This window comes from Oscillospiraceae bacterium (genome assembly GCA_015068645.1).
Classification (GTDB): domain Bacteria; phylum Bacillota; class Clostridia; order UMGS1840; family UMGS1840; genus SIG452.
Genome location: SVKD01000004.1, coordinates 1 through 22,223, shown reverse-complemented (window position 1 = coordinate 22,223; position 22,223 = coordinate 1). Strand labels below are relative to the sequence as shown.

Genomic DNA, 22,223 nt, shown 5'->3' with positions numbered 1-22,223 from the left:
AGACCCCTTATGAATCCCTATGAAATTTTAGGAGTAAATCCCTCCGACAGTGATGAAACCATCAAAAAAGCCTATCGGGAACTGGTGAAAAAATATCATCCCGATAAATATAAAGATAATCCTTTAGAAGACCTTGCCAAAGAAAAACTGCAGGCAATCAACGAAGCGTATGACAGAATCACAAAAGAACGTGCGGGAAGAAGTTCCGGTTCCAACTATTCCGGCAGCAGAAGTTATTCCGGTTCTTACAACCATTCCGGTTCCTCCAGCTTTATGAACGTGCGGACAATGATTCGGATGCGACGTTTCCGAGAAGCGGAAGAAGAACTGAATCGCCTAAATGACGGTTCTGCAGAGTGGCATTTTTTAACCGGTGTGGTTTATTTAAACAAGGGCTGGCATTTTGAAGGTATCCAACATCTGCAGACAGCAGTGGATATGGAACCCTCCAATATGGAATACCGCAATATGTTAAACAGTGTATCCCGTCGCCAGCAGACATACCAGCAAACCGGCAACACCTATGGTTACGGCGGTGGTATGAGCACTTGCGATTGTTGCAGTAACCTTCTTTGTGCAGACTGTTGCTGCGAAATGATGGGCGGCGATTTGATCTCCTGCTGTTAGGAAGGTGCCTTATGAGAAAATCAACAACCTTAACCAAAAAAATAACCTTTTGCGCAATGCTCTCTGCACTGGGAGCATTGTCTCTTTTAATCACCAACATTTTACCAACGGTAACCGCATTTTTCTATCTGTTTTCTACCTTTTTCACCTATGTTGCCACAGAAGAATACGGCGTTCGTTACGGAATTGCTACCTGCGCCGTAATTACGCTGTTAGGTTTTGTGTTAGTGGCAAGTAAGGTGGATATGGTTGCCTATGCCATTATCATTACCCACTACCCTATCGTGAAGCATATTGTGGACCACAAAGTATTCTCCAAAGCCATCCGTTGGGTCATCAAATTGGTATGGGTGAGTTTACTTTCGGTAGCGGCATACTTTGTGATGAGATTATTTGCCCCCTTTGAAGATGCACTTTGGCTATTGTATGTGTTGTTAATGGCAGTGATTGTGCTGTATGATATTGTATTGGAGCGGGCAATTCAGTTTTATGCCATTCGTTTACGAAGATTCAAATTTTAGCGGAAAGGAAACCCCTTTATGAAAATCGGACTTGTTTTGGAAGGCGGCGGCATGCGTGGAATTTACACCATCGGGGTGTTGGACTGCCTGATGGATGAAAATTTCCGTGCAGATTACGTGATCGGTGTTTCTGCAGGTGCCTGCAACGGCTCCTCTTATGTGTCGGGTCAAAAAGGCAGAGCTTATCGCACGAACACAGAATATATTACCGACAGCCGATATTTGGGAATGAAAAATTATCTCACCACAAAATCTCTGTTCGGTATGGATTTTCTCTTTGATGAAATTCCCAACAAACTGATTCCCTTTGATTATGACGCTTTTTTCCAATCTCCCTGCGAATTTGTAATGGGTGTGACCGACGTTATCACAGGACGTGCCAAATATTTTGATAAATCTCACGTAGAACCGAAAAACATGGTACTTCGGGCATCCTCTTCCCTGCCGGTGTTTGCTCCCATTGTGGAGTATCAAGGCGGGAAATATTTAGACGGCGGTGTAGCAGATTCCATCCCCGTAAAAAAAGCGTTGGAAGACGGTTGTGACAAAGTGATCGTGGTTTTAACAAGAGAACGAGGCTTTGTCAAAAAACCTGAAAAATTCAGAAGCGTTTATAAACGGATGTATAAAAAATATCCGAAAATGATTGATGCATTGGACCATCGTCACCAACAGTATAACGAAAGCTTAGCCTTCATAGACCAATTAGAAAAAGACGGAAAAGCTGTGGTGATTGCCCCCGATGCTCCCTTAGCTGTGGGACGGTTTGAAAAAAATCCCGACCAATTAAAGGCTGTTTGGAAAATCGGCTATGACGATATGAAAAAGAAAATGCGAAAAGTGTTAAAACTGTCAGAAAAATCTAATGCGGAGGAAGCATAATGAACCAATTCTCCCGTACAGAACTTCTTCTTGGAAAAGAAGGGGTAGAAAAACTAAAAAAAGCACACGTGTCAGTATTTGGCTTGGGCGGAGTGGGTTCCTACACGGTGGAAGCATTATGCCGAAGCGGTGTTGGCACCTTTACTTTGGTGGATAACGATACCGTTTCTCTCACCAATTTAAACCGTCAGCTGATTGCCACCCAGGATACCGTGGGACAGTATAAAACCGAAGTATCAAAAGAACGGATTTTATCCATTAACCCCGATGCCAAAGTGCATTTAAAAACTGAATTTTATCTGCCTGAAACCGACTTTGATTTTTCGGGCATCGACTATATCGTAGATGCCATCGACACGGTGACAGCAAAGCTTCATTTAATTGAAACGGCACACAAATTAAATATCCCCATCATTTCTTCTATGGGAACGGGCAACAAATTAGATCCCACAAAGTTGGAAGTGACCGATATTTCCAAAACCTCGGTTTGTCCTTTGGCAAGAGTGATGCGCCAAGAGCTTCGGAAACGAAAAATCGACCATTTAAAAGTGGTGTATTCCAAAGAAGAACCGCTCACTCCTTTATATGATGCTTCCGCTGAAGACAAGGGAACCACCGGACGAAAAGCACCCGGAAGTGTTGCCTTTGTACCATCGGTTGCAGGACTAATTATCGCCGGCGAAGTGATAAAAGATATTGTGAAGAACAAATAAATAAGAACCCGACCCGATGACGCAATCAAAGATTGCGGTCGGGTGCCCCGGAACCTTGTTGTATTCACAATAAAAAAATGCTGATCAAATTGGTCAGCATTTTTTATTTTTTAGTATTGCTCTGTTTATTGTTTTTGGAAAATCAACATAGTGGAAGAATAATCTTTTTTATCTTCAAAATAAAGGCCCACATTCATCAGGTAAGAACCGCTGTAGGTTTTACCGCCGGTTGTTTCCGTATATTTTGCGGTTTCATCCAAACCGCAAAGTTTCACATTGGTTTTCCCTGTGGTGCTTCTCGCACGGATGGTATAATAAGTGAGGACAACTCTGTCTTCGTGCACATATTCCCAGGAGGTATTGTTTCCTTCAAAGGGACTTGCCAGACGGTAGAGCTCCCCTCTCTGAACGATATCACGAATATCTTTATACAGTTTCACCTGTTCTTTTACGATTTCGATTTCCTCATCGGATAAGGTGTTTAAATCCAATTCGTAACCGAACTGACCTGCCATCGCAACGTGACCACGGAACGTAAGAGGTGTGGTTCTTCCTACCTGATGATTGGGAACAGCAGAAATGTGTGCTCCCATAGTGGAAGCAGGCATCACCATAGAAGTGCCGTGCTGGATAGAGAGACGTTCCACCCCGTCGGTGTTGTCGCTGGTCCAGTACTGGGGATAATAGTAAAGCATACCGGCATCAAAACGTCCGCCACCGCCGGAGCATCCTTCAAATAACACATCGGGGAATGCGGAGGTGATTCGTTCCATCACTTCATAAATGCCCAACACATAGCGGTGTGCAAATTCCTGCTGACGCTGGGGCGGTAAGGATTTGGAACCAAGCTCGGTGGCATTTCGGTTCATATCCCATTTTACATAGGAAATGGGTGCGGATTTCAGCACAGAACATACCGCATCCACAATATAATCACGGATTTCTTCTCTGGTTAAATCCAGCATCAACTGATTTCTTGCCGGGGTACATTTTCTTCCTTCAATGTGAATACACCAATCAGGATGGGCTCTGTATAAGTCACTGTCTTCTGAAATCATTTCGGGCTCAAACCAAAGACCAAACTTCATTCCCATTTCGTTGACTTTGGTTGCTAAGCTTTCGATACCGTCGGGCAATTTATTTGTGTCAACCACCCAATCCCCCAAGGAACAGTTATCGGAATTTCGTTTGCCGAACCAACCATCGTCAAGCACCATTAAGTCAATACCCACAGACTGTGCTTTGGATGCGATTTTTAAGATTTTTTCTTCGTTGAAATCAAAATAGGTTGCTTCCCAGTTATTGATTAACACAGGGCGCTGTTCGTCTCTGTATTTCCCGCGAACCAGACGGGTACGGTACAGTTTATGATAAGTTCTTGACATTTTGCCGAAGCCGCAATCGGAGTAGGTTAACACCACTTCGGGGGTCTGAAATTCGGCATTAGGAGTAAGCTGCCAGGAGAAGCCGAACGGATTGATACCCACATTCACTCTGGCGGTGTCAAATTCGTTTACTTCCACCTGCTCGATGTGGTTTCCGCTATACACGAAGCTAAAACCGTACACATCTCCCTGTGTTTCGGTGGCATAAGGACGAGCCAACGCCACAAAGGGACTGTGATGGTGGCTTGAGGTCACACGTTTACTGTCAATTTGCATACAACCGTTTAACAGCGGTCTTTTCTGGATACTTCTCTCTTTTGCCCAAGCACCTTCCAAATGCACAAACTCATAATTTTTATCAAACAGATGAATGGTGGAAGAAAGCACACTTTTTAAGGTAACAACCCCATTCCCGTCATTTTGCACACGAACGCTTTTGGCAATGGCATCCACTTGATTAAAAACAGTGTAAGAGAGTATCACTTTTACGCCGGTCAAACGGTCACAAAGAGTGATTTCCAGCGTCTCTGCTTCGCTGTCATTTTCCACGTAGGTGGCAGGCAGTCCTTCCAGCTTCTTTTTGCCTTTAAAAATCTCATAGCATTCGTATTCAAAACAGGTAACGGAGCTTCCGTCTTCATATTCTGCGTGGAATGCAGGAGAACGAAAGTCTGCACTGCCGTAGCAAGGATATTCCATAGGAAGCATATTGGTGCTCATAAAATGTTCAGGAACATCAATGGGCGAAAATGCCAACTCCCCTGCAATGGGGAAATTATCTAAAATAGATGTGTATTCATCAATCCGTTTTCCATAATATAAATGAAGCAAATGTTTACCGTCTAAAACGCCCAATACATAACTGGTGTTGGGAGTCTGCAAATGAAAAATTTGTTCTTTGGAAATATAGGAAATGCTCATAACCAAAAATCTCCTTGTTCACGCAAAAAAGTTGTTATAATCATTATATCATAATTATCAATTTCGTCAATATTTTTCTTGTTTTTTTAAATTTTTTTAAAATATGTAAAGGCAGTCGGATGACTGCCTTTTTTCTTAGGAGATTATCTTACGATAACAATTTCCTGGACCTGGTCTTTATACTCACGAATCAGCACCAGTCTGGGGCTCTTTGCATCGTATTTCTGAATGTCACCTGCATCGGCTAACTTCACCTGAGTGGAGGATTTGGTGGTATCCACAGATACAACTTTCACGCCGTCAAGTGAGAAGTTTTCCACGCTTCCGCCGTTTACGGTTACGTTAATGGAGGATGCAAACTTACGGTCTACTTTACCGTATACCAGACGCATATCGCCGTCGGTTTTTGTAAACTCAGTTGCTTTGTCATCCACTTCAAAGAGAACGGTGATTCTATCAATCACACCCTGTGCGTTGGTTCTGAACTGAATCACATCCCCTGCTTTTAACTGTTTGCCTTCACCGTTTACTAAAATACCTTTTTCAGAGGTTTCTAAGGCAATCATCTGACCGTTGTGTGCTGCATATAATTTGTCTACAATTTCGCCTTTGTCGTTTCTGGACTGAGAAATTTTATTGATAACTGCAATCGGGCTCTCGGAGCTGGTCAGACCGGTGGAGTTTTTCACGATGACTACTTTTGCAGAAAGGTCTTCCCCTGCATCGTAAATTTCCACATCGTATAAACCGCCGTCTTCAAACATGGATTTGTTTTTGATGGCATAATCGTCGGAATTGGTTGCAGTTGCAGGAATGTCAAACACCAAAGTGGAATCGGTAATCACATAAGAGCCTAATTTAGAAGAAGTTTTCTTATAAGCGGTGTTGTCACCTTTATAGTTCATCACAAATTTGTCTTTGTTGATGGTAACACCGCTGCCGGAAATATCTTCTGCCGTGTTTAATTTGGTGAGTTTACCATCTGCGTTTACTTCATAAGTGATTAACTGTTTGGTTACTTTGCCATCTGCTTTTAATTTTTCCAGAACGGTTTTTGCCGCTTCTCTGCTGCCGCCGTTTAAGGAAATTTTATCGTGAGAAGAGAGAATTACCACTTCCCCGCTCATATTATAAAGTTTCAGGTCAATATGCTCATTCATACCATCTGCTTCTGCAGCATCCAAGAGGTATGCGTACTTATCGGACAGGGCGGAATTGGTGTTTACTGCTGCAATTCGACCACGGATATCTAAGAAGAAGGTGCCTTCGTCATCTAATTTGATTTCACCGGTATAGTTATCTGCTTTCTGATAGAATTTGTCGCCAATTTTAAATTTGTCGCCTTCCATTTCCACAACCGTGCCTTCCGCCTTATCGGTGATAACAGTTGCTTTTAACACATCCTGTGCTTCATTTTCCAGATAGGAAATAACCATCCATTCTTTTAACTCTTCAAATTTGAAGGGGTTGCCGTTTTTGTCGGTTAAAGAGAATTTCACTCCGGTTTCTTCGGGGTCAAAGGATAAGGACGGATTGCCGTATTTGTCGGTTACGGTGTAAGATAAATTGCTGATACCGTCAACCACTAAGTTTTTATATTCATTTACAAATACCACATCGTAGGTGTCATCGGAATCCACGTCCAAGAGTTCCACGTTACCCGCTAAAGTACCGTTTTCTTTGATTTTTGCTTCGTCAAAAGATACGAAGGTGCCATTGTAAATCATTTTTGCAGAAGCGGAAATTTTTGCATATTTGGTTGCTTTGTCGGTGTCTTTGTTCTGCCAGTAGTTGATACGACCTGCTTCCACGGTTTCAATGTTAGCTCCGTCGATGGTCATGATTTTGTTTCTGCCTGCTTCGGGTCTTACTAAAATGACGGTTTTATCACCGTTATCGTCAGTTCTTACATAGTAATTCACACGGTGTCCCAGATAATTTGCCGCATTTTTATCGGTGGTTTCATACACCACGGAATCAATTTCAATCTGATTTTCTTCCAGACCGCTTGCAGCGGTTAATTTGGTGTAGTAGTTACCGGTTACCTGACCGGAAAAACGCTCAGTAGAAAGATATTCTTTTAATACAGTTTTATCGGTAATTTCAAAATTAGAATTGGAACCGAACCCGGTCTGCTCCATCATACCGATGGTTAATGCATTGTAGGTTAAAATTGCCGCAATGCCACGTTTGGTCACCTCGGTACCGCTCCCTGCAGCATTTTTGGTGAAACCATACTGATTTGCCACCTGCAGATAGCCGCCGGGGTAGCCGCCTTTGGATTCCGCCGCCAGCTCATAACCCAACATACGGGTTAAAATGGTAACCGCTTCCTGATAGGAAATTCTGTCTTCCGGACGGAAGTTTCCGTCGGGGTCCCCTACAATCAGTTTCTGGTTCGCTGCCACATTGATATAACCGGTTGCCCAGTATTCAGACGGCACATCCAAAAATTTGGTGGCAGACTGGGAAGCTTTTGCAGATTCCTCAAGTCCCATCACGTGAACGGCAATTTTTGCAAACTCAGAACGTTTAATGCCGTCATCGGGGCGGAAGTTTCCGTCCGGATCACCCACCATAATACCAAGAGCTCCCAGCACTGCTCCTGCATCCTCGTATTTGGTACCCTGAAGGTCTGTGGATACGTTATACGCAAATGATGAAACACTCATACCGATGAGCATAATAACGCCCAAAAGCATTGCCAGAGTCTTTTTCATAAACTGTGACTGTTTTGTCATACTTTTTCTCCTCCGTTTTTTAAAATAAAATGAAAATTGCTTACATACCAAGAACAAAGGCAAATGAGCCGATTTTCTTAATATGTAAGCAAAATAAGGAGTATGCACTGAGTATGTAAGCAATCTTTCGTATGTTTTCGTTTGTTACAAACCCATCTTAGCACAGATTATTCATAAAATCAATGCAAAAAAATTACCATTTTGAAAGAAAAAGCAGTAACTTTTTTCCATATTTTTTTCTTTGTAAAAAAAGAATATTTTTTCTAAAAAAATCCAGTTTGCATTCTTGACTATTACTCTTTTTTATGATATAGTAAAATAGTTATAGAGTATAATGTGGGAAAGTTTCGGAAAAGACGCTTTGTCACTTCCCTTTTCTCCATCATCAAAAGCTTGAGGAAACTATGAAAAAGCAACGTTTTTTGATTAGCACTTTCAAAAAAGGCGATTTTTTTATATTCAGTATGATTATCGCTGTGGCGATCGCGGCAGCTATCGGATTTTATCGATCACCTCTTTCGGCAAACACGGTAACAATTTATGTAGATTCCCGTGAATATGCAACCTATTCTATTTCTGAGGGATACGAAAAAGAAATCATGGTAAAAACAGATTATGGCTATAATCAAATATACCTGAATTCGGGCATGGTAGCCATTACCGATAGCGATTGTCCCAATCACGATTGTGTGCAAATGGGAACAATCTCCCAAGCAGGCGATATGTTAATCTGTCTGCCCCATAAATTGATGATTATGCTGGAAGGAGGCGACAAAGTTGATGCAGTCTCCTACTAGCAAAAAAATATCCCGCATTACGATCAGAGCACTGTGTCTCGCCACACTGTTTGTACTGTCCTGGGTGGAATGGATAGTCCCTTTAGGTGTGCCGGGTGTCAAATTCGGATTTTCCAATTTAGTGATTTTGGTATTTTTATCCTTGTTCGGTTTTTTGGAAGCTTTTCTGATGACAGGCCTTAAAATTCTGCTCTCCGCTTTTTTGTTTCAGGGATTTTCCTCATTTCTATTCACAATGGCAGGAAGCATTGGAGCCTGTATGGCAATGGCTGTGGGAATGCATCTGTATCGCAAAGAAAAAATTTCTATGGCAGGTGTCAGTGCCCTAGGCGGATTTTCTCACATCACGCTTCAGTATCTGATGTCTATGCTTGTGTTAAAATCCACAGCTGTGTTCGGCTTATATCCCGTAGCAGCCATTATCACCTTGTTTACCTCTGTCGTGATCGGAATAATTGCAGAACTCTTAACAAAACGACTTTCCAAAATTTTATAAAATATGCCTAGGAGGATTGTTACCATGGCACGCGGAAAAGCAAAACAGTTTTCTGTCCTTACCCTACTCATCATTTTGGTGATTGGTGTTGTGCTGGGAGAACTGATGATTTATTTTTCGAAAGGTATTGCCGCACTGAGCTGGCTTTCTATCGGGCGAACAATTGGATTGACCTCGCCGATTGTATTGGACCTATCAGTTGTATCATTTACGCTGGGTTTTTCCCTGCACGTGAATGTTGCCGTTATTTTGGGAATTTTAATTTCTTCCCTGTTTTATCGGTTTGTATTTTAATTTGCTTTACATAAAGAATTCTAAAAGGATTGGAGAAATCGCAAAATGTCTATGTTTGCAAGAGATATCGGTATTGATTTAGGTACCGCAAATACTTTAATTTACGTAAAAGGAAGAGGGATTGTGTTAAGAGAACCCTCTGTTGTTGCTATTAACCGTTATACCAAAGACGTTTTGGCAGTTGGTAACGAAGCAAAAGAAATGGTGGGCAGAACACCTGACAGCATTATCGCAGTGCGCCCTTTAAGCGAAGGTGTTATCTCCGATTTTGCTATGACCTACAAAATGATTAAATTCTTTTTAAAGAAGGTTTTAAAAGGCAGTATTTTTGCAAAACCCCGTGTAGTTGCCTGCGTCCCCGCAGGTGTAACCGAGGTGGAAAAACGTGCCGTTGAGGATGCTGTGCTGCAATCCGGTGCCAAAGAGGTTTATATTGTGGAAGAATCCATGGCATCCGCTGTAGGCGCAGGTCTGCAGATCATTGATGCATTCGGAAATATGGTGTTAGATATCGGTGGTGGTACCAGTGAAGTTGCTGTGATTTCTTTAGGTGCCATCGTTACCGCCAAAAGTGTTCGAATTGCCGGGGATGCATTTGATTCTGCCATCGCAAACTACATTAAGAAGAATCACAACTTAAACGTGGGTGACAGAACTGCAGAAGCAGTGAAAATCCGTATCGGTTCTGTATATGAATGTTCCGGTTTGGAAGATTCTGTTGATGTTCGCGGTCGTGACTTAATTTCCGGTCTTCCCAGAAATATTGAAATCACTGCTTTAGAAGTGAGAGAAGCGCTGGAAGAACCCATCAAACATATTGTGGATGCAGTGAAAGAAACACTGGAAAATACCCCTCCTGAGTTAGCCGCAGACATTGTTGGCAAAGGAATCACCTTAACCGGTGGCGGTGCTCTGCTTCGCGGATTGGACACCTTGCTGGCAAAAGAAACCATGCTGCCTGTCAAAGCTGCAGAAAATGCATTGGATTGCGTAGCAATGGGCGCAGGACTTCTGCTGGAAGAAATTGACGTGTTAAAAATGCTCAATAACGACAGACGACAAATGAAACATTATCGCAGATAATTCTTTGTGGCAATCTCGTCTAACAGTATGCTCCCCGTCGGAGTATACTCCTTTTTTCTCGTTTGACTACCTTGGGAGGTGAATTTTTTTGAGAAGAAACAATCGGAAAAAACCGATTATTATTACTGTAGTATTCGCGGTAATTATCGCTACACTGCTCATCAGTTCAGCAGTAAATCGCGGCAATGTGACATTTTTGGATAACATTGCAAATGTCACCGTGAAACCTGTAGCCCGTTTTTTCACCAACATTGCAAATTCCACCGGTAATTTTTTTAATTTTTTCGGGAATAAGAAGGAACTTGTGGAATCCATAAATGAATTGACTTATAAAAACAATCTGTTAGAACAAGAAAATGCTTCTTTAAGCTCGTTGGAAACCGAGAACGAGCGTCTCAGAGGTCTTTTGGAACTCAAAGAAAAATATCCGGAATATCAAACCACTGCAGCAACTGTAATTGCCAAAGACGGTTCCAACTACGGAAGATTTATTACCATTGATAAAGGCACCGAAAGCGGTATTGCCGTAAATCAGGCAGTGATGTCGCAAAACGGTTTGATAGGTTTGGTATTCGAAGCAGGTCACGGATGGGCAAAAGTGCAAACCATTTTAGACCCCTCCACTTCTGTAGGGTGTCGTATTACCCGTACGGGAGATGTGTCAGTAGCAGAAGGTGACACCACACTGGTCAATAACGGTATGTTAAAAATGCTTTACGTTTCCAAAGAGTTTACCGTTGCAGAAGGTGATTTTGTGGAAACCTCCGGTCTGGGTGAAATTTATCCTCGTGGAATTCCCATTGGAAAAATCAAGGAAATCAAAGTTTCCGAACAACAAAACGCTCAATATGCCACCATTATGCCTTTGGTTGATTTTACCAACATCCAAGAAGTTCTGGTCATTACCAAAAAATAACTGTAAATAAAAGGATTCATTCTATGTTTCAGCCGGAATTTTTAAACTTAATAAAAAAATATTTCTTAGCAGCTGCAATCTTTTTGTTACAGCTTATTTTTGCTGACAGAATTCGTATTCTTGGGGTAGCACCCGATTTTGTGTTTGCGTTTGTGCTGGCCCTTTCTTTCCATAAAGAATCCGGCTATTCCCTATGGTCTGCTATTATTCTCGGCTTTTTCTCAGACTGTGTATCCGGCCGTTTTTTTGGCATTCACACAACGCTGTTGGTACTAACTGCATTAGGTATTCGTGAACTGTACCACGGTGCATTTTCCGAAAACTTTGTTTTAGAAGCTATTTACGGATTGATAGCTTGCTTGTTATATTCCCTGTGCTATGCGCTTTTCACCTCCCTTTTTGAAGGAAATTTCTGGGTGTTACTCTACCGCACTGCCCTGCTGGAATTTGTTTATAATTTTGCGATGTTCCTTTTGATGCACCTTGTTCAGAAGCGAAATCGTAAAAAACACAGGAGTGTGTTTCGCATATGAAAAAAGATCTGTTTTCCCGCATTGCAGTTATCCTTGTAATTGCAGTTGTATTTTTGCTTTTTATCGTATTTCGTCTGTTCTCGTTACAGATTATTAACGGCGAAGAATACGTTCAGGATTCTATGAAGCGCATGGTAAAAACCATGCCTCTAAAAGCACAACGAGGCGAAATATTAGACCGTTATGGTCGGGTACTGGTATCCAGCCAGATTACCTACAACGTGGAAATCACACAATACAAAAAAGATACCAAATGGGTGAATGATACCGTTTATCAACTGATTCGTTTAATGGAACGGGAAAACCAGGAATTTGTGGACAACTTGCCCATTTCTGAACTTCCTTATACCTACACCATGCCCGCTGATGAATTAAAAACATTCTTCTCAAATCTGGAGCTTCCTGAAGATATCTCTGCAGAAAAATGTATGAAAGAATTAACTAAGCGTTATCAGCTCCCGTCAGATATCCCTGCGGAATATCTGAGAAAAATGGTTGCAGTCCGCTCAGAAATGGAACAAAGAGAATTCTCTCAGAATAACCCCTATATATTTGCAAAAAATGTAAATATGAATGTGGTAACCATCATTAAAGAAAATGACCGAAGCTATCCCGGTGCCAATATCGTAACGTCTTACGACAGATTGTATCCGGAGGCGGTTGCTCCTCATCTGCTGGGCCGTGTTGGTTTGATTTACAAGGAAGAATATGATGAGCTGAAAGACTTAGGTTACGGCTTCACTGATATTATCGGTAAAGAAGGCATTGAAAAAGTTTACGATCTGGAATTAAAAGGGAAAGACGGTATTGTAAAAATAGAACAGAATGAATATGGAAAAATCACGCAAACAGACGTTCTGCAAAATGCAGTTCCCGGAAATGACCTGATTTTAACTATCGATCTGGACCTGCAAAAAACAGCAGAAGAAGCTTTGGAAAATATTATCGCAGAACTGGGAAACAGCATTTCCGATATTGGCGGTGGAGCTATTACCGTGGTGGATGTGCATACCGGTGAAGTATTGGCAATGGCATCCTATCCGGATTACGACCTTTCCAATTTCCAAAAAGATTATGCTCAAAATTACAGCAATCCTTTAAAACCATTCTGGAACCGTGCAATTTCAGGAACCTATGCTCCCGGCTCCACCTTTAAAATTCTGACCTCTTTGGCAATTTTAGAAGAAAATATTGCTTCCCCCGGTGAATATGTGCAAGACCTGGGGAAATACACATACTTTAAAGATTATCAACCCACCTGTCATGTGTATCCTGCAAATCACGGATATGTAAATGTATCGGATGCCATCAAAGTATCCTGTAACTATTATTTTTACGAAATGGGCCGCAAACTTGGTATTGAAAAGCTCAACGAATATGCCAAAAAAGTTGGCTTGGGTGAATACACCGGTATCGAAATTCCCGGCGAAGAAAAAGGAATTGTGGCAGGTCCCGAATACCGTAAAAAAATTGATGAACCCTGGTATCCAGGGGATGTACTGCAAGCATCCATCGGTCAATCTGATAATCTGTACACCCCTCTGCAACTTTCTAACTATATTGCTACCGTGGTAAACGGCGGAACCAGATATGAAACACACCTGCTCTATCGAATCAAAGACCGTGCTACCGGTGAGATTAAGGAAATTCATCCCACTGCTTTGGATACCATTTCCATTCAACCGGAAAACTATACGGCAATTATGGAAGGTATGCGTTCCGTTACCGAAGACGGTACCGCCAGCAGCACCTTTACAGATTTCTCTATTCCGGTAGGCGGTAAAACAGGTACAGCAGAAGTGCCGGGCACCAATAATGGTCTGTTTGTTGCCTTTGCGCCGTATGATAATCCTCAGATTGCTATTTCCGTTGTAGTAGAACATGGTGCCCACGGGAACTCTATTGCTCCTGCTGCAAGAGAAGTTATCGCAGAATACTTCCAAGACGGTCAGGAGGAAGTTCAGGAGGATTACGAAAAATTCCAGGTGAAATAGAGGAAATAAAATGGAACGACTGGATAAAATTTTAGCAAACGCCATGGTAGGTTCGAGAAAAGAAGTGGTAAAATTAATTCGTTCAGGTGCTGTAACGGTAAACGAAACCGTAATTACTGACCCGGCGACCAAGGTAAATCCTGACGAAGCAGATATTATCGCAAGTGGAATTCCTGTTTGCTACCGAGAGCATTATCATCTGATGATGAATAAACCGGATGGCTATATCTGTGCCACTGAGGATTTGCGGGAAAAAACAGTACTGGATTTACTCCCTGATGATGAAGTTCCGAAAAACAAAGTATTCCCTGCAGGACGTCTGGATAAAGATACCGAGGGATTTGTGTTTTTAACCACCGACGGTAAACTTGCCCATCGGGTAACAGGGCCGAAAAACCACGTCAACAAAAAATATTTTGTTCAAATTGATAAACCGATGATCCCCGAATGGATTGCAAAATTCAAAAGCGGAATCACCATTGACGATGGCTATGAGTGTAAAAGTGCTTTTTTGGAAATTTTATCGGAGAATACTTGTCACCTCACCATTTTTGAAGGAAAATTTCATCAGGTGAAGCGAATGTTTGAAGCACTTGGTGCCACCGTGACCTACTTAAAACGGGTACAAATCGGAAGTCTTTTGCTTGACGATTCCTTAAAGCTTGGTGAATACAGAGAACTAACCCCTGCCGAAATCACTCTTTTGGAAATCGTACCCGAAGAATACAAGGAGAACCTATGAGAACCGACGATTTTAACTATGTGCTACCCGAAGAAATGATAGCACAAACTCCCCTAAAAGACCGCACCTCCTCCAAAATGATGGTGCTTGATAAAGAAACCGGTAACATTGTGCACAGTCGGTTTTATCATTTAATTGAATATGTAAAACCCGGCGACGTGCTGGTGTTTAACAACACCCGTGTGCTCCCTGCCCGTCTGTACGGCGTGAAAGAAGGCGGCACCGCTCATATCGAGGTGCTTCTTTTAAAACGTCGCAATTTAGACGAATGGGAAGTGTTAATGAAACCTGCCAAACGTATCAAATTAAACGGCAGAATTATTTTCGGTAATGGCGAATTAGTAGCCGAGGTGATTGAAGAATTAGATGACGGCGGACGAATTGTAAAATTCTTCTACGACGGCGTGTTTGAAACAATTTTAGAAAAACTGGGCAATATGCCCCTCCCTCCTTACATCAAAGAAAAACTGGAAGATAAAAACCGTTATCAGACCGTGTATGCCAAATTTGACGGTTCCGCTGCGGCTCCTACCGCAGGTCTTCACTTTACCGAAGAATATATCAAACGGCTGGAAGAAAAAGGGGTTATCACCTGCTATGTGACCCTGCACGTAGGACTGGGAACTTTCCGTCCCGTCAGCGTGGATGATGTGAATAACCACAAGATGCATAAGGAATGGTATCAGGTGCCCAAAGAAACAGCAGATATCCTAAATCTTGCCAAAAAAGAAGGCAGACGGATTATTTCGGTTGGCACCACCAGTCTTCGTACCTTGGAAGCAATGGCGCAGGAACAAGGCGGTATCGTCCCCTGCTCCGGCGAAACCGAAATCTTTATTTACCCCGGTTATGAGTTCAAAGTCATTGACGGATTATTAACCAATTTCCACTTGCCGAAATCCACCCTTTTGATGTTGGTTTCTGCATTATCCGACCGTGAAAAAATCCTAAACGCCTACGAAAAAGCCAAAGAAAATGAATACAGATTTTTCTCCTTTGGCGACTGTATGCTATTATTGTAAAACAAAAAAGCTTCTGCAATGCAGAAGCTTTTTTTATTGCAATATTTCAATTTTGCTCGGTAAATCCTCTTTGTCGGTACAAACCGAGATTTGATAATCTTCAAATTTTTTAGAAAAGAAAGCAATACCTTCGGGATAAATCAAATCTTTGGATTCTTTGGATAAGGCTTTGATTCCTTCGCCTGTGTATTTCACATAACTTTCTTTTTGGCACCAGAGTTCAAAAAACGCCTTGGTACCGTTTTTCTTTACTCTCTCTTGTTCCGATTTCGTAAAATACTTTTCCATCGTTTTCGGGCGGATTCTGGTGATTTTTTCAATATCTGCACCCACGGGAGCATCTCCCACCGCCAACAATAACCAATCACCGCTATGGGAAAGATTGAAATGATACGGACTATCCTTGATAGCGGGTTTTCCGTCACGGTTGATTTTAAATTCTCTTACATCAAATAAATCGGAAAAAACTTTTCTGAGGGCATAATCACCGGCTATTTTTTCAATTTCCCGTTTGGTAGCATCAGGATATTTTTCACGAAATGAAGTCAGTGACAACAAAAATACTTTGGTGTTCATATTTTTCATTTAACCGTTTACCGCGGCAACAAATTTTTTCATACCATCATTTCCTGCCTCGGTATTCTTAAACACACCGCAGTTTTCCAAAATCTTGGCAAAAATCTGTCCCACTTCTTCTTTTTTGGAATCTGTTAACTCACCAAGCTCGTTTTTCAAACGAGCAGGCAGTACTGCCAGGCCCATTGCTTCGATAAGCCCGATATTTTCCTTTTTGATATGGTGATATTCACTATGGGGATGGAAAATACCCAAAGGATGTTCTTCGGTAGTTCTATTATTTCGTAAGATTAAATCCAGTTCAAAATGACCGTCACGATATCTTGCGATAGGAGTGATGGTGTTATGAGGTGCATCGGTATGTGCTAAAATTTCGCAGGATTCATCGGAATATCCACGCCAGGTAGTTAAGATTTTATCCCCCAAATCACACAGTTCTTCAATAGAATCACCAACTAAACGAATGGTAGAAAGTGCCCAGTCCACCACATACGCTTTTACGTTTGTAAAGCCTTCAAATTCAACAGCAAAACGACTGCCACATTTCGCCATAGGGAATTCATAGTTTCCGCCTTGAAAATGGTCGTGAGTTAAAATAGAACCGCCCACAATGGGTAAATCTGCATTGGAACCCACAAAATAATGAGGGAATTTTTTCACAAAATGAAGTAATTTTGAAAAAGTGGCACGATTGATTTTCATGGGAGTGTGCTCACAGTTTAACAGAATACAATGCTCATTATAATATACATAGGGCGAATACTGAAGCGCCCATTTTTCCCCGCAAAGTTCCATAGAAATGATTCTATGATTGGCTCTGGGCGGATGGTTAGAATGACCTTTGAACCCAACATTTTCGGGACATAGCAAACATTTGGGATAACCTGTCTGTTTCTGTGTTTTGGCTGCCGCAATTTCCTTGGGGTCTTTTTCAGGCTTGGATAAATTGATGGTGATATCCAACTCCCCATAAGAAGTGTTGGTTTTCCATTTCAAATCCCGTTTCACACGGTCGGTCATAATATAATTGGAATTTTTGGATAAGTTGTAAAATAAATCGGTTGCTTTTTCGGGATTTTCTTCGTATGCTGCCCAAAATTCACGGGAAAGATTACCAGGTGTGGGCGTGAAATAATCCATAATTTCTGCAGACAGAATATCACGATATGTAACGGTATTCTGTTCTAATTTTCCGTTTTCAAAGGCAACATCGCATAAATCTCCCAACAGCTCCTCCAAACTGTTATGAGCTGTGTACTCCACACGTTCAAAAGAAGAAGCACCGACTAAATTTAAAATGCGGTTTACAATATAACATTCATCCTCACGAGTAATCATTTCCCTTTTGATGCCGTAATCCAACAGTTCGGACAAATATTTGTTAATCATAATACTCTGATGCCTCCGTGATTTCTGATAAAGAGAATATGGCACTTACCTTCCCCAAATACACGTTCCACAGCAGATTTAAATGCATCTACCATTTCCACGGGCACAAAATTCTGGGTAGTACCGCCAAATCCACCTCCGTGCACTCTGTATGCTCCTTTTCCTTCCAACATTTTCTCAGCAATATAAATTGCCAAAGATAATCCCTGTTCTTTGGGATTCACCGTCGCGTACACATTCTGCAGGAATCTGAAGGAAGAATTACCTGATGCAATAATTTCCTGCTTGAAGGATTCGAAATCATCATTGTTTAAAGCTTCAACTTCTTTTTCCACACGAGCATTATCATCTAAATAATGCAAGGAACGAAGCACGGCTCTATCGCCAAACTGTTTCCGCAATGCAACAATATTGGTAAGGATTTCTTCTTTGGTAACTTCTCTCAACACAGATTTACCAAAATACCCTGCCACTGCTTTCATTTCACCGGGGATACTTGCATACTCATTGGTTAAATCCGAGTGATTTCCACCGGTATCCACAATACAAAGCGCATATCCGCTTTTTTGAAAATCAAAGTTTACTTTTTCGATAACAGGACTTTCTTTTTCTTTAAAATCAATGGTAATAATACCACCTACGGAAGATGCCATCTGATCCATCAGTCCGCAAGGTTTTTTAAAATATTCGTTTTCAGCATACTGGGACATTTTCGCAATTTCCACAGCTGATACCTTTTCATCGTTAAATAAACCGTTTAAGATTGTGCCAATGAGCACTTCAAAAGCAGCGGAAGAAGAAAGTCCGGACCCTCTTAAAACGTTGGACGTGGAATAAGTATCAAATCCACCAATCTGATATCCTAACTGTTGAAAACGAGCAGCCATGCCGCGAACTAGGGAAACAGACTGTTCTGCTTCCTCTTCGTGAATTTCCAAATCATTAATTGCCACAACAGCCTCCCGATGCCCTTTAGACTGCACTCGAATACGTCCGTCTGCATTTTTGGAAGCCACGGCAATTACATCTAAATTCACGCTCCCTGCCAGAACTTTTCCTAAATTGTGGTCAGTATGATTTCCGCCGATTTCAGTTCTGCCCGGTGCGGAAAAAATCATCAAATCATCACGTTCTCCATAAATCTCGCAAAATTTTTCAACAGCCTCTATGTAACGAGTTTTCTGAACGGAAACATTTTCTTTTCCGTAAAGCTCTATAAGGCGTTCATCCGCCTGATTGATTTTTTGAATCAGTTGTTCTTTATTAGCCATAATTCTCTCCCTGTCAACAAATTGATTTCATGTTTTTTATCGAATCTCGTTTCATACAGATAATCATGGATTACATCTTCCGCAAGGCTCATATCCTTTTGCCACAGCATCTTCATACGAAATCGGAATTTGAGATTTGGAAAGCGAACTACATCCCTCCCGATGATATTTACTGCCGGATTTCGTAATATACAAATTACTGCTTGCCGAAGTAACAGCTGTTTGGGGTTGTTTGGTTGCTTGCGGTTTTTCGGTGGCCCGCGGTGTCGCCGTTGCCTTAGGCTTTTCGGTTACCTGGGGTGTTACGACCTCTGGCACTTGTGTTTCAGTGGCAGTTTCTGTTTCCTGAATTGGTTGCACATCTTCAGTAAATGCCGTAGCCTCTTCGGATACGGTTTCCGCATCAATCACCTCTTCAACAGGAACCTCTGCTTCTGTTTCGACCATTTCCTCCACAACCGGCTCCGAGGTAGGCTCCGGAGACGGTGTAACAGGTGCCACTGAAGGAATCGGTGTAACAACAGGTACAACCATCATTTGCTCTCCCGTCGGAGTCATCCATACCGGAGTGGTCTGATAAATCTGACGATACCGGCATAATAAAAGCACACAATGTATATTGACGATCAAACTAAAACAAAGAAGGAATAGCACAGCAATGTTTGCCCATTTCTTGAAATTTTTCGGCATTGTGTCCCTCCCCTCTTTCTTACTTCATTTTTTTTGCAAATAAGCTTTAATATCATCATTATAACTTGAATTTTTGGTTCTGTCAATGAAGAATGTAAAATTATCGAAAAAATTTCCAGATTAGATATTGACAAATCTTAAAACATCGTGTATAATGTCATAGTGTTAAATATTTAGGGGTATAGTTCAGCTGGTAGAGCGACAGTCTCCAAAACTGTAAGTCGTGGGTTCAAATCCTACTGCCCCTGCCACCGAAAAGCCTGTAACCGCAAGGGTTACGGGCTTTTTTTGTGCGCTGTTCTAACTTTTGTTCTAACTTTTTCTCCGATTACCCTTGATTTAAGCGGGTTTTAAAGAGGTCTAATGTTCCGCGATTTAAATCACGCCGTGCGTGAACGTATGTCTTCTCGGTAATCTGTGTCCCGCTGTGTCCTAAGAATTTGGACACATTATAAATGGGAATATTGTTGTCTACCATAATGCTGGCAACGGTATGCCGTAACCGATGAGGCGTGATTCGTTTACCGAATAATTTTTCGGTCAGATTCCCGATTTGTCTGGTCACCTGAGTGTCACTGTAGGGACGGCCGTCAGGATACTTGATTACTAAATCGTTTTTGATGTAATCGGCTCCAAACATGTTGCGGTGTTCTTCCTGCTTCGCCTTTTCCTGCTTTAACAATGCAATCAGAGTTTCGTCGATATACATCGTTCTGTTGGAACTGTGCGTCTTGGTACTATACTCCACGTTTTCTTTTGATACAGACGTCCTGGTGGCGCAAATTTTGATCTCTCCGCTCTCTAAGTCCACATTCTTCCATTCTATCCCCAACAACTCACTACGACGGATTGCCGTCTCACACAGAAGCATAATCGCAAGATACAAGTGGTGGGACTTTGCTTCCTCAAGAAATATCTTGTATTCCTCTTCCGTCAGCGTTTCTATCATCGGTGCTTCCACTCGGATAAATCTGACCTTGGTGTGAGGGTTGGTGGGTATTAAGTCGTCGTAGAAGGCATCATGTAACGCTTTGGACAACACGCCCTGCTGATTGCGGATGGTCTTGGCAGACAGTTTCTTCGTATTCTTACAGTAGTCGTAATATGTACGAAGGGTGGACGGTCTCACATTTTGCAATTTGATATTTAATTTCTTAAAATACGGTAAAATATGCTGGTTGAGATAGCTTCTGTAATTCTTACGGGTAGTTTCACGAACTTCGGTGGTTGCCACCCATTCTTCCAAATACCGATGGAAGGAAACATCTGTGGGAATTACCTCAAAATTTTCCAGCTTCTCGTATTCCACAATGGCTTTTATCAGCATATCCTGTGCCTGTCGTCTGTTCCCTTTTACCTCAAGTCCCGTGGCAATCCACGTCTTCTGAGGTTTGGTGTTTAATACGATGTAATAATACGAGTTACCGTTTTTTGTTCTTTTTTCTTGTAGGCTACCTGTCATGGTGAGCTCCTTTCTGTTCGCCTACATACACGCTATACATCCATTATATAGCATGCATGCAGGATATACAATAGTTTTTTCTTTTTTTTGATATTTTTCTTGTTTTTTGTCGTTAACTCATACAGGATTCTATCAGTTTGATGACGGATCTCTTTAAAATCCTGTGTTTGCCTGCTATCAGCATGGCTTCTATCTGTCCCGACTTCACTAAATTGTAAGCCGAATTCTTTCCGATTCTGAGGATTTCACATAAATCATTGATGCTTAAAACGTCGCCGTAACTTTCTAACATATTTTGTTTCCTTTCGTATTGATTGATATTTTTTGTTTCGGGAAGTATGGGAATCTTCGGACTTTTTCAAAATTGGCCAGTCAACTGTAATAACGCCCTGCAAAAAGAACCGTGTTTCACGTTGTTCTATAACTCCCGATTTCAACTTTTCGTCTTTGTTTTTCGGGGATACCCCCTGTTTTTACGCAGTTTACACAAGTTTTTTTCTGAAAAATAAGCTCTTAGCAAAAAAATTCGGTGAGAATTTTTGAGCCCTCGCGTGCGTGAGAAAAAACAGCTTCAAATATTGCCAACGGACAACTGGAATCCGCTTTTGCAGAAATCGAACAACAATCATACGAACCCCGTATCTTAAAAGAGTTGTTTGAAGATGTCTGCTCATAGAATAGCTTCATAAAGTTGTTTTTTGATAAAATTTCAGCAACCGATAAACGTGTTTGCATGCACAAATAAGAAATTTCGTTCCCCTTGAAAAAGCCCGAAATCTCCGCCCTTTTTAAGGTATCATAAATCAAAAATTTTGACTTGAAATAACAAAAAGCCCGCTTCCGTCCGAAGCGAGCTTTTCTCGTTTTGCTTGTTATTTTTTATAATTTAACCAAAGAACACCGTTCTCATATTGCTTGATTTCCTTTAGATTGAAATCGCAAATTCCGCTATCTGTAAATAAAGGTTTGCTGTCAGAATCCGCTATCACGGGAGCCATCACCAGACTCAACTCGTCAACCACATCAGAACGCTCAAAATATCCGTTCACGACACTTCCACCCTCGAGTAGCAGTGTGTGTATCCCCAACAATTCTGTGAGCTTTGAGAGGGCTTTTTCGACGTTTATTTCATCCTCTCCTGCGAAGATGTACGGAATCCCCATTTCTT

22 protein-coding genes and 1 tRNA gene are annotated in these 22,223 nt (G+C 41.6%); 14 read left to right on the top strand and 9 right to left on the bottom strand.

What is annotated here, in order from left to right:
* Positions 1-9: 9 nt before the first annotated feature.
* The 4 genes from E7413_02355 to E7413_02340 are packed head-to-tail and all read left to right on the top strand — an operon-like array spanning position 10 to position 2,743.
* Positions 10-627, top strand: a complete 618-nt coding sequence (locus E7413_02355; GenBank protein ID MBE7018704.1) for a J domain-containing protein — start codon at positions 10-12, stop codon at positions 625-627.
* A gap of 11 nt (positions 628-638) precedes the next feature.
* A complete protein-coding gene (locus E7413_02350; protein ID MBE7018703.1) occupies positions 639-1,148 on the top strand; it encodes a hypothetical protein in 510 nt (169 codons plus the stop codon).
* A gap of 18 nt (positions 1,149-1,166) precedes the next feature.
* Positions 1,167-2,030 carry a patatin family protein gene (locus E7413_02345; protein MBE7018702.1) on the top strand — a complete coding sequence of 288 codons (864 nt, stop codon included), beginning with the start codon at positions 1,167-1,169 and terminating at the stop codon, positions 2,028-2,030.
* On the top strand, positions 2,027-2,743 hold the full coding sequence (locus E7413_02340; protein MBE7018701.1) for a tRNA threonylcarbamoyladenosine dehydratase: 717 nt from the start codon (positions 2,027-2,029) through the stop codon (positions 2,741-2,743). The genes E7413_02345 and E7413_02340 overlap by 4 nt, the downstream gene beginning before the upstream one ends.
* Before the next feature lie 125 nt (positions 2,744-2,868).
* On the opposite strand, the gene E7413_02335 is transcribed toward E7413_02340, so the two are convergent.
* Positions 2,869-5,049, bottom strand: coding sequence for an alpha-galactosidase (locus E7413_02335; GenBank protein ID MBE7018700.1), 2,181 nt, complete (start codon positions 5,047-5,049; stop codon positions 2,869-2,871).
* A 143-nt stretch (positions 5,050-5,192) separates the two neighbouring features.
* Positions 5,193-7,790, bottom strand: a complete 2,598-nt coding sequence (locus tag E7413_02330; GenBank protein ID MBE7018699.1) for an S-layer homology domain-containing protein — start codon at positions 7,788-7,790, stop codon at positions 5,193-5,195.
* Positions 7,791-8,194: 404 nt separating this feature from the next.
* Here E7413_02330 and E7413_02325 point away from each other — a divergent pair, with 404 nt between their 5' ends.
* From E7413_02325 to queA, 9 genes are all read left to right on the top strand, one after another.
* Entirely contained in the window at positions 8,195-8,587 is a 393-nt protein-coding gene (locus tag E7413_02325; protein ID MBE7018698.1) for a NusG domain II-containing protein, read from the top strand.
* Entirely contained in the window at positions 8,571-9,083 is a 513-nt protein-coding gene (locus E7413_02320) for a Gx transporter family protein (protein MBE7018697.1), read from the top strand. Before E7413_02325 ends, E7413_02320 begins: the two co-directional genes overlap by 17 nt.
* Before the next feature lie 3 nt (positions 9,084-9,086).
* Positions 9,087-9,377 carry a DUF4321 domain-containing protein gene (locus tag E7413_02315; protein MBE7018696.1) on the top strand — a complete coding sequence of 97 codons (291 nt, stop codon included), beginning with the start codon at positions 9,087-9,089 and terminating at the stop codon, positions 9,375-9,377.
* A 45-nt stretch (positions 9,378-9,422) separates the two neighbouring features.
* The gene (locus E7413_02310) at positions 9,423-10,460 is read left to right on the top strand and encodes a rod shape-determining protein (GenBank protein MBE7018695.1); all 1,038 of its coding nucleotides are present in this window, start codon (positions 9,423-9,425) and stop codon (positions 10,458-10,460) included.
* 82 nt (positions 10,461-10,542) lie between these two features.
* Positions 10,543-11,376 (top strand): rod shape-determining protein MreC, encoded by an 834-nt coding sequence (mreC, locus tag E7413_02305; protein MBE7018694.1) that lies wholly within the window; start codon positions 10,543-10,545, stop codon positions 11,374-11,376.
* A gap of 23 nt (positions 11,377-11,399) precedes the next feature.
* A complete protein-coding gene (gene mreD, locus E7413_02300; GenBank protein ID MBE7018693.1) occupies positions 11,400-11,909 on the top strand; it encodes a rod shape-determining protein MreD in 510 nt (169 codons plus the stop codon).
* Complete coding sequence (locus tag E7413_02295) at positions 11,906-13,903, top strand: hypothetical protein (GenBank protein ID MBE7018692.1); 1,998 nt, start codon at positions 11,906-11,908, stop codon at positions 13,901-13,903. Before mreD ends, E7413_02295 begins: the two co-directional genes overlap by 4 nt.
* A 10-nt stretch (positions 13,904-13,913) precedes the next feature.
* Positions 13,914-14,645 (top strand): rRNA pseudouridine synthase, encoded by a 732-nt coding sequence (locus tag E7413_02290; protein MBE7018691.1) that lies wholly within the window; start codon positions 13,914-13,916, stop codon positions 14,643-14,645.
* Positions 14,642-15,667 carry a tRNA preQ1(34) S-adenosylmethionine ribosyltransferase-isomerase QueA gene (gene queA, locus E7413_02285; protein MBE7018690.1) on the top strand — a complete coding sequence of 342 codons (1,026 nt, stop codon included), beginning with the start codon at positions 14,642-14,644 and terminating at the stop codon, positions 15,665-15,667. The genes E7413_02290 and queA overlap by 4 nt, the downstream gene beginning before the upstream one ends.
* A gap of 33 nt (positions 15,668-15,700) precedes the next feature.
* Here queA and E7413_02280 read toward each other — a convergent pair whose 3' ends face one another.
* The 4 genes from E7413_02280 to E7413_02265 form a co-directional block, all read right to left on the bottom strand.
* Positions 15,701-16,252, bottom strand: a complete 552-nt coding sequence (locus E7413_02280; protein MBE7018689.1) for a 4'-phosphopantetheinyl transferase superfamily protein — start codon at positions 16,250-16,252, stop codon at positions 15,701-15,703.
* Positions 16,253-17,632 carry a UDP-glucose--hexose-1-phosphate uridylyltransferase gene (locus E7413_02275; GenBank protein MBE7018688.1) on the bottom strand — a complete coding sequence of 460 codons (1,380 nt, stop codon included), beginning with the start codon at positions 17,630-17,632 and terminating at the stop codon, positions 16,253-16,255.
* Positions 17,629-18,903 carry a galactokinase gene (locus tag E7413_02270; protein MBE7018687.1) on the bottom strand — a complete coding sequence of 425 codons (1,275 nt, stop codon included), beginning with the start codon at positions 18,901-18,903 and terminating at the stop codon, positions 17,629-17,631. Before E7413_02270 ends, E7413_02275 begins: the two co-directional genes overlap by 4 nt.
* A 63-nt stretch (positions 18,904-18,966) precedes the next feature.
* Complete coding sequence (locus tag E7413_02265) at positions 18,967-19,593, bottom strand: hypothetical protein (GenBank protein MBE7018686.1); 627 nt, start codon at positions 19,591-19,593, stop codon at positions 18,967-18,969.
* A gap of 175 nt (positions 19,594-19,768) precedes the next feature.
* On the opposite strand from E7413_02265, the gene E7413_02260 reads away from it, so the two are divergent.
* A tRNA-Trp gene (locus tag E7413_02260) sits at positions 19,769-19,844 on the top strand.
* Between the two features lie 77 nt (positions 19,845-19,921).
* Here E7413_02260 and E7413_02255 read toward each other — a convergent pair.
* From E7413_02255 to E7413_02245, 3 genes are all read right to left on the bottom strand, one after another.
* Positions 19,922-21,055: a hypothetical protein gene (locus E7413_02255; GenBank protein MBE7018685.1), complete on the bottom strand. Its 1,134-nt coding sequence runs from the start codon at positions 21,053-21,055 to the stop codon at positions 19,922-19,924.
* A gap of 112 nt (positions 21,056-21,167) precedes the next feature.
* The gene (locus E7413_02250; GenBank protein MBE7018684.1) at positions 21,168-21,347 is read right to left on the bottom strand and encodes a helix-turn-helix domain-containing protein; all 180 of its coding nucleotides are present in this window, start codon (positions 21,345-21,347) and stop codon (positions 21,168-21,170) included.
* Positions 21,348-21,927: 580 nt separating this feature from the next.
* Positions 21,928-22,223 (bottom strand): pyrimidine reductase (locus E7413_02245; GenBank protein MBE7018683.1); only part of this gene is annotated, 296 nt, incomplete at its 5' end.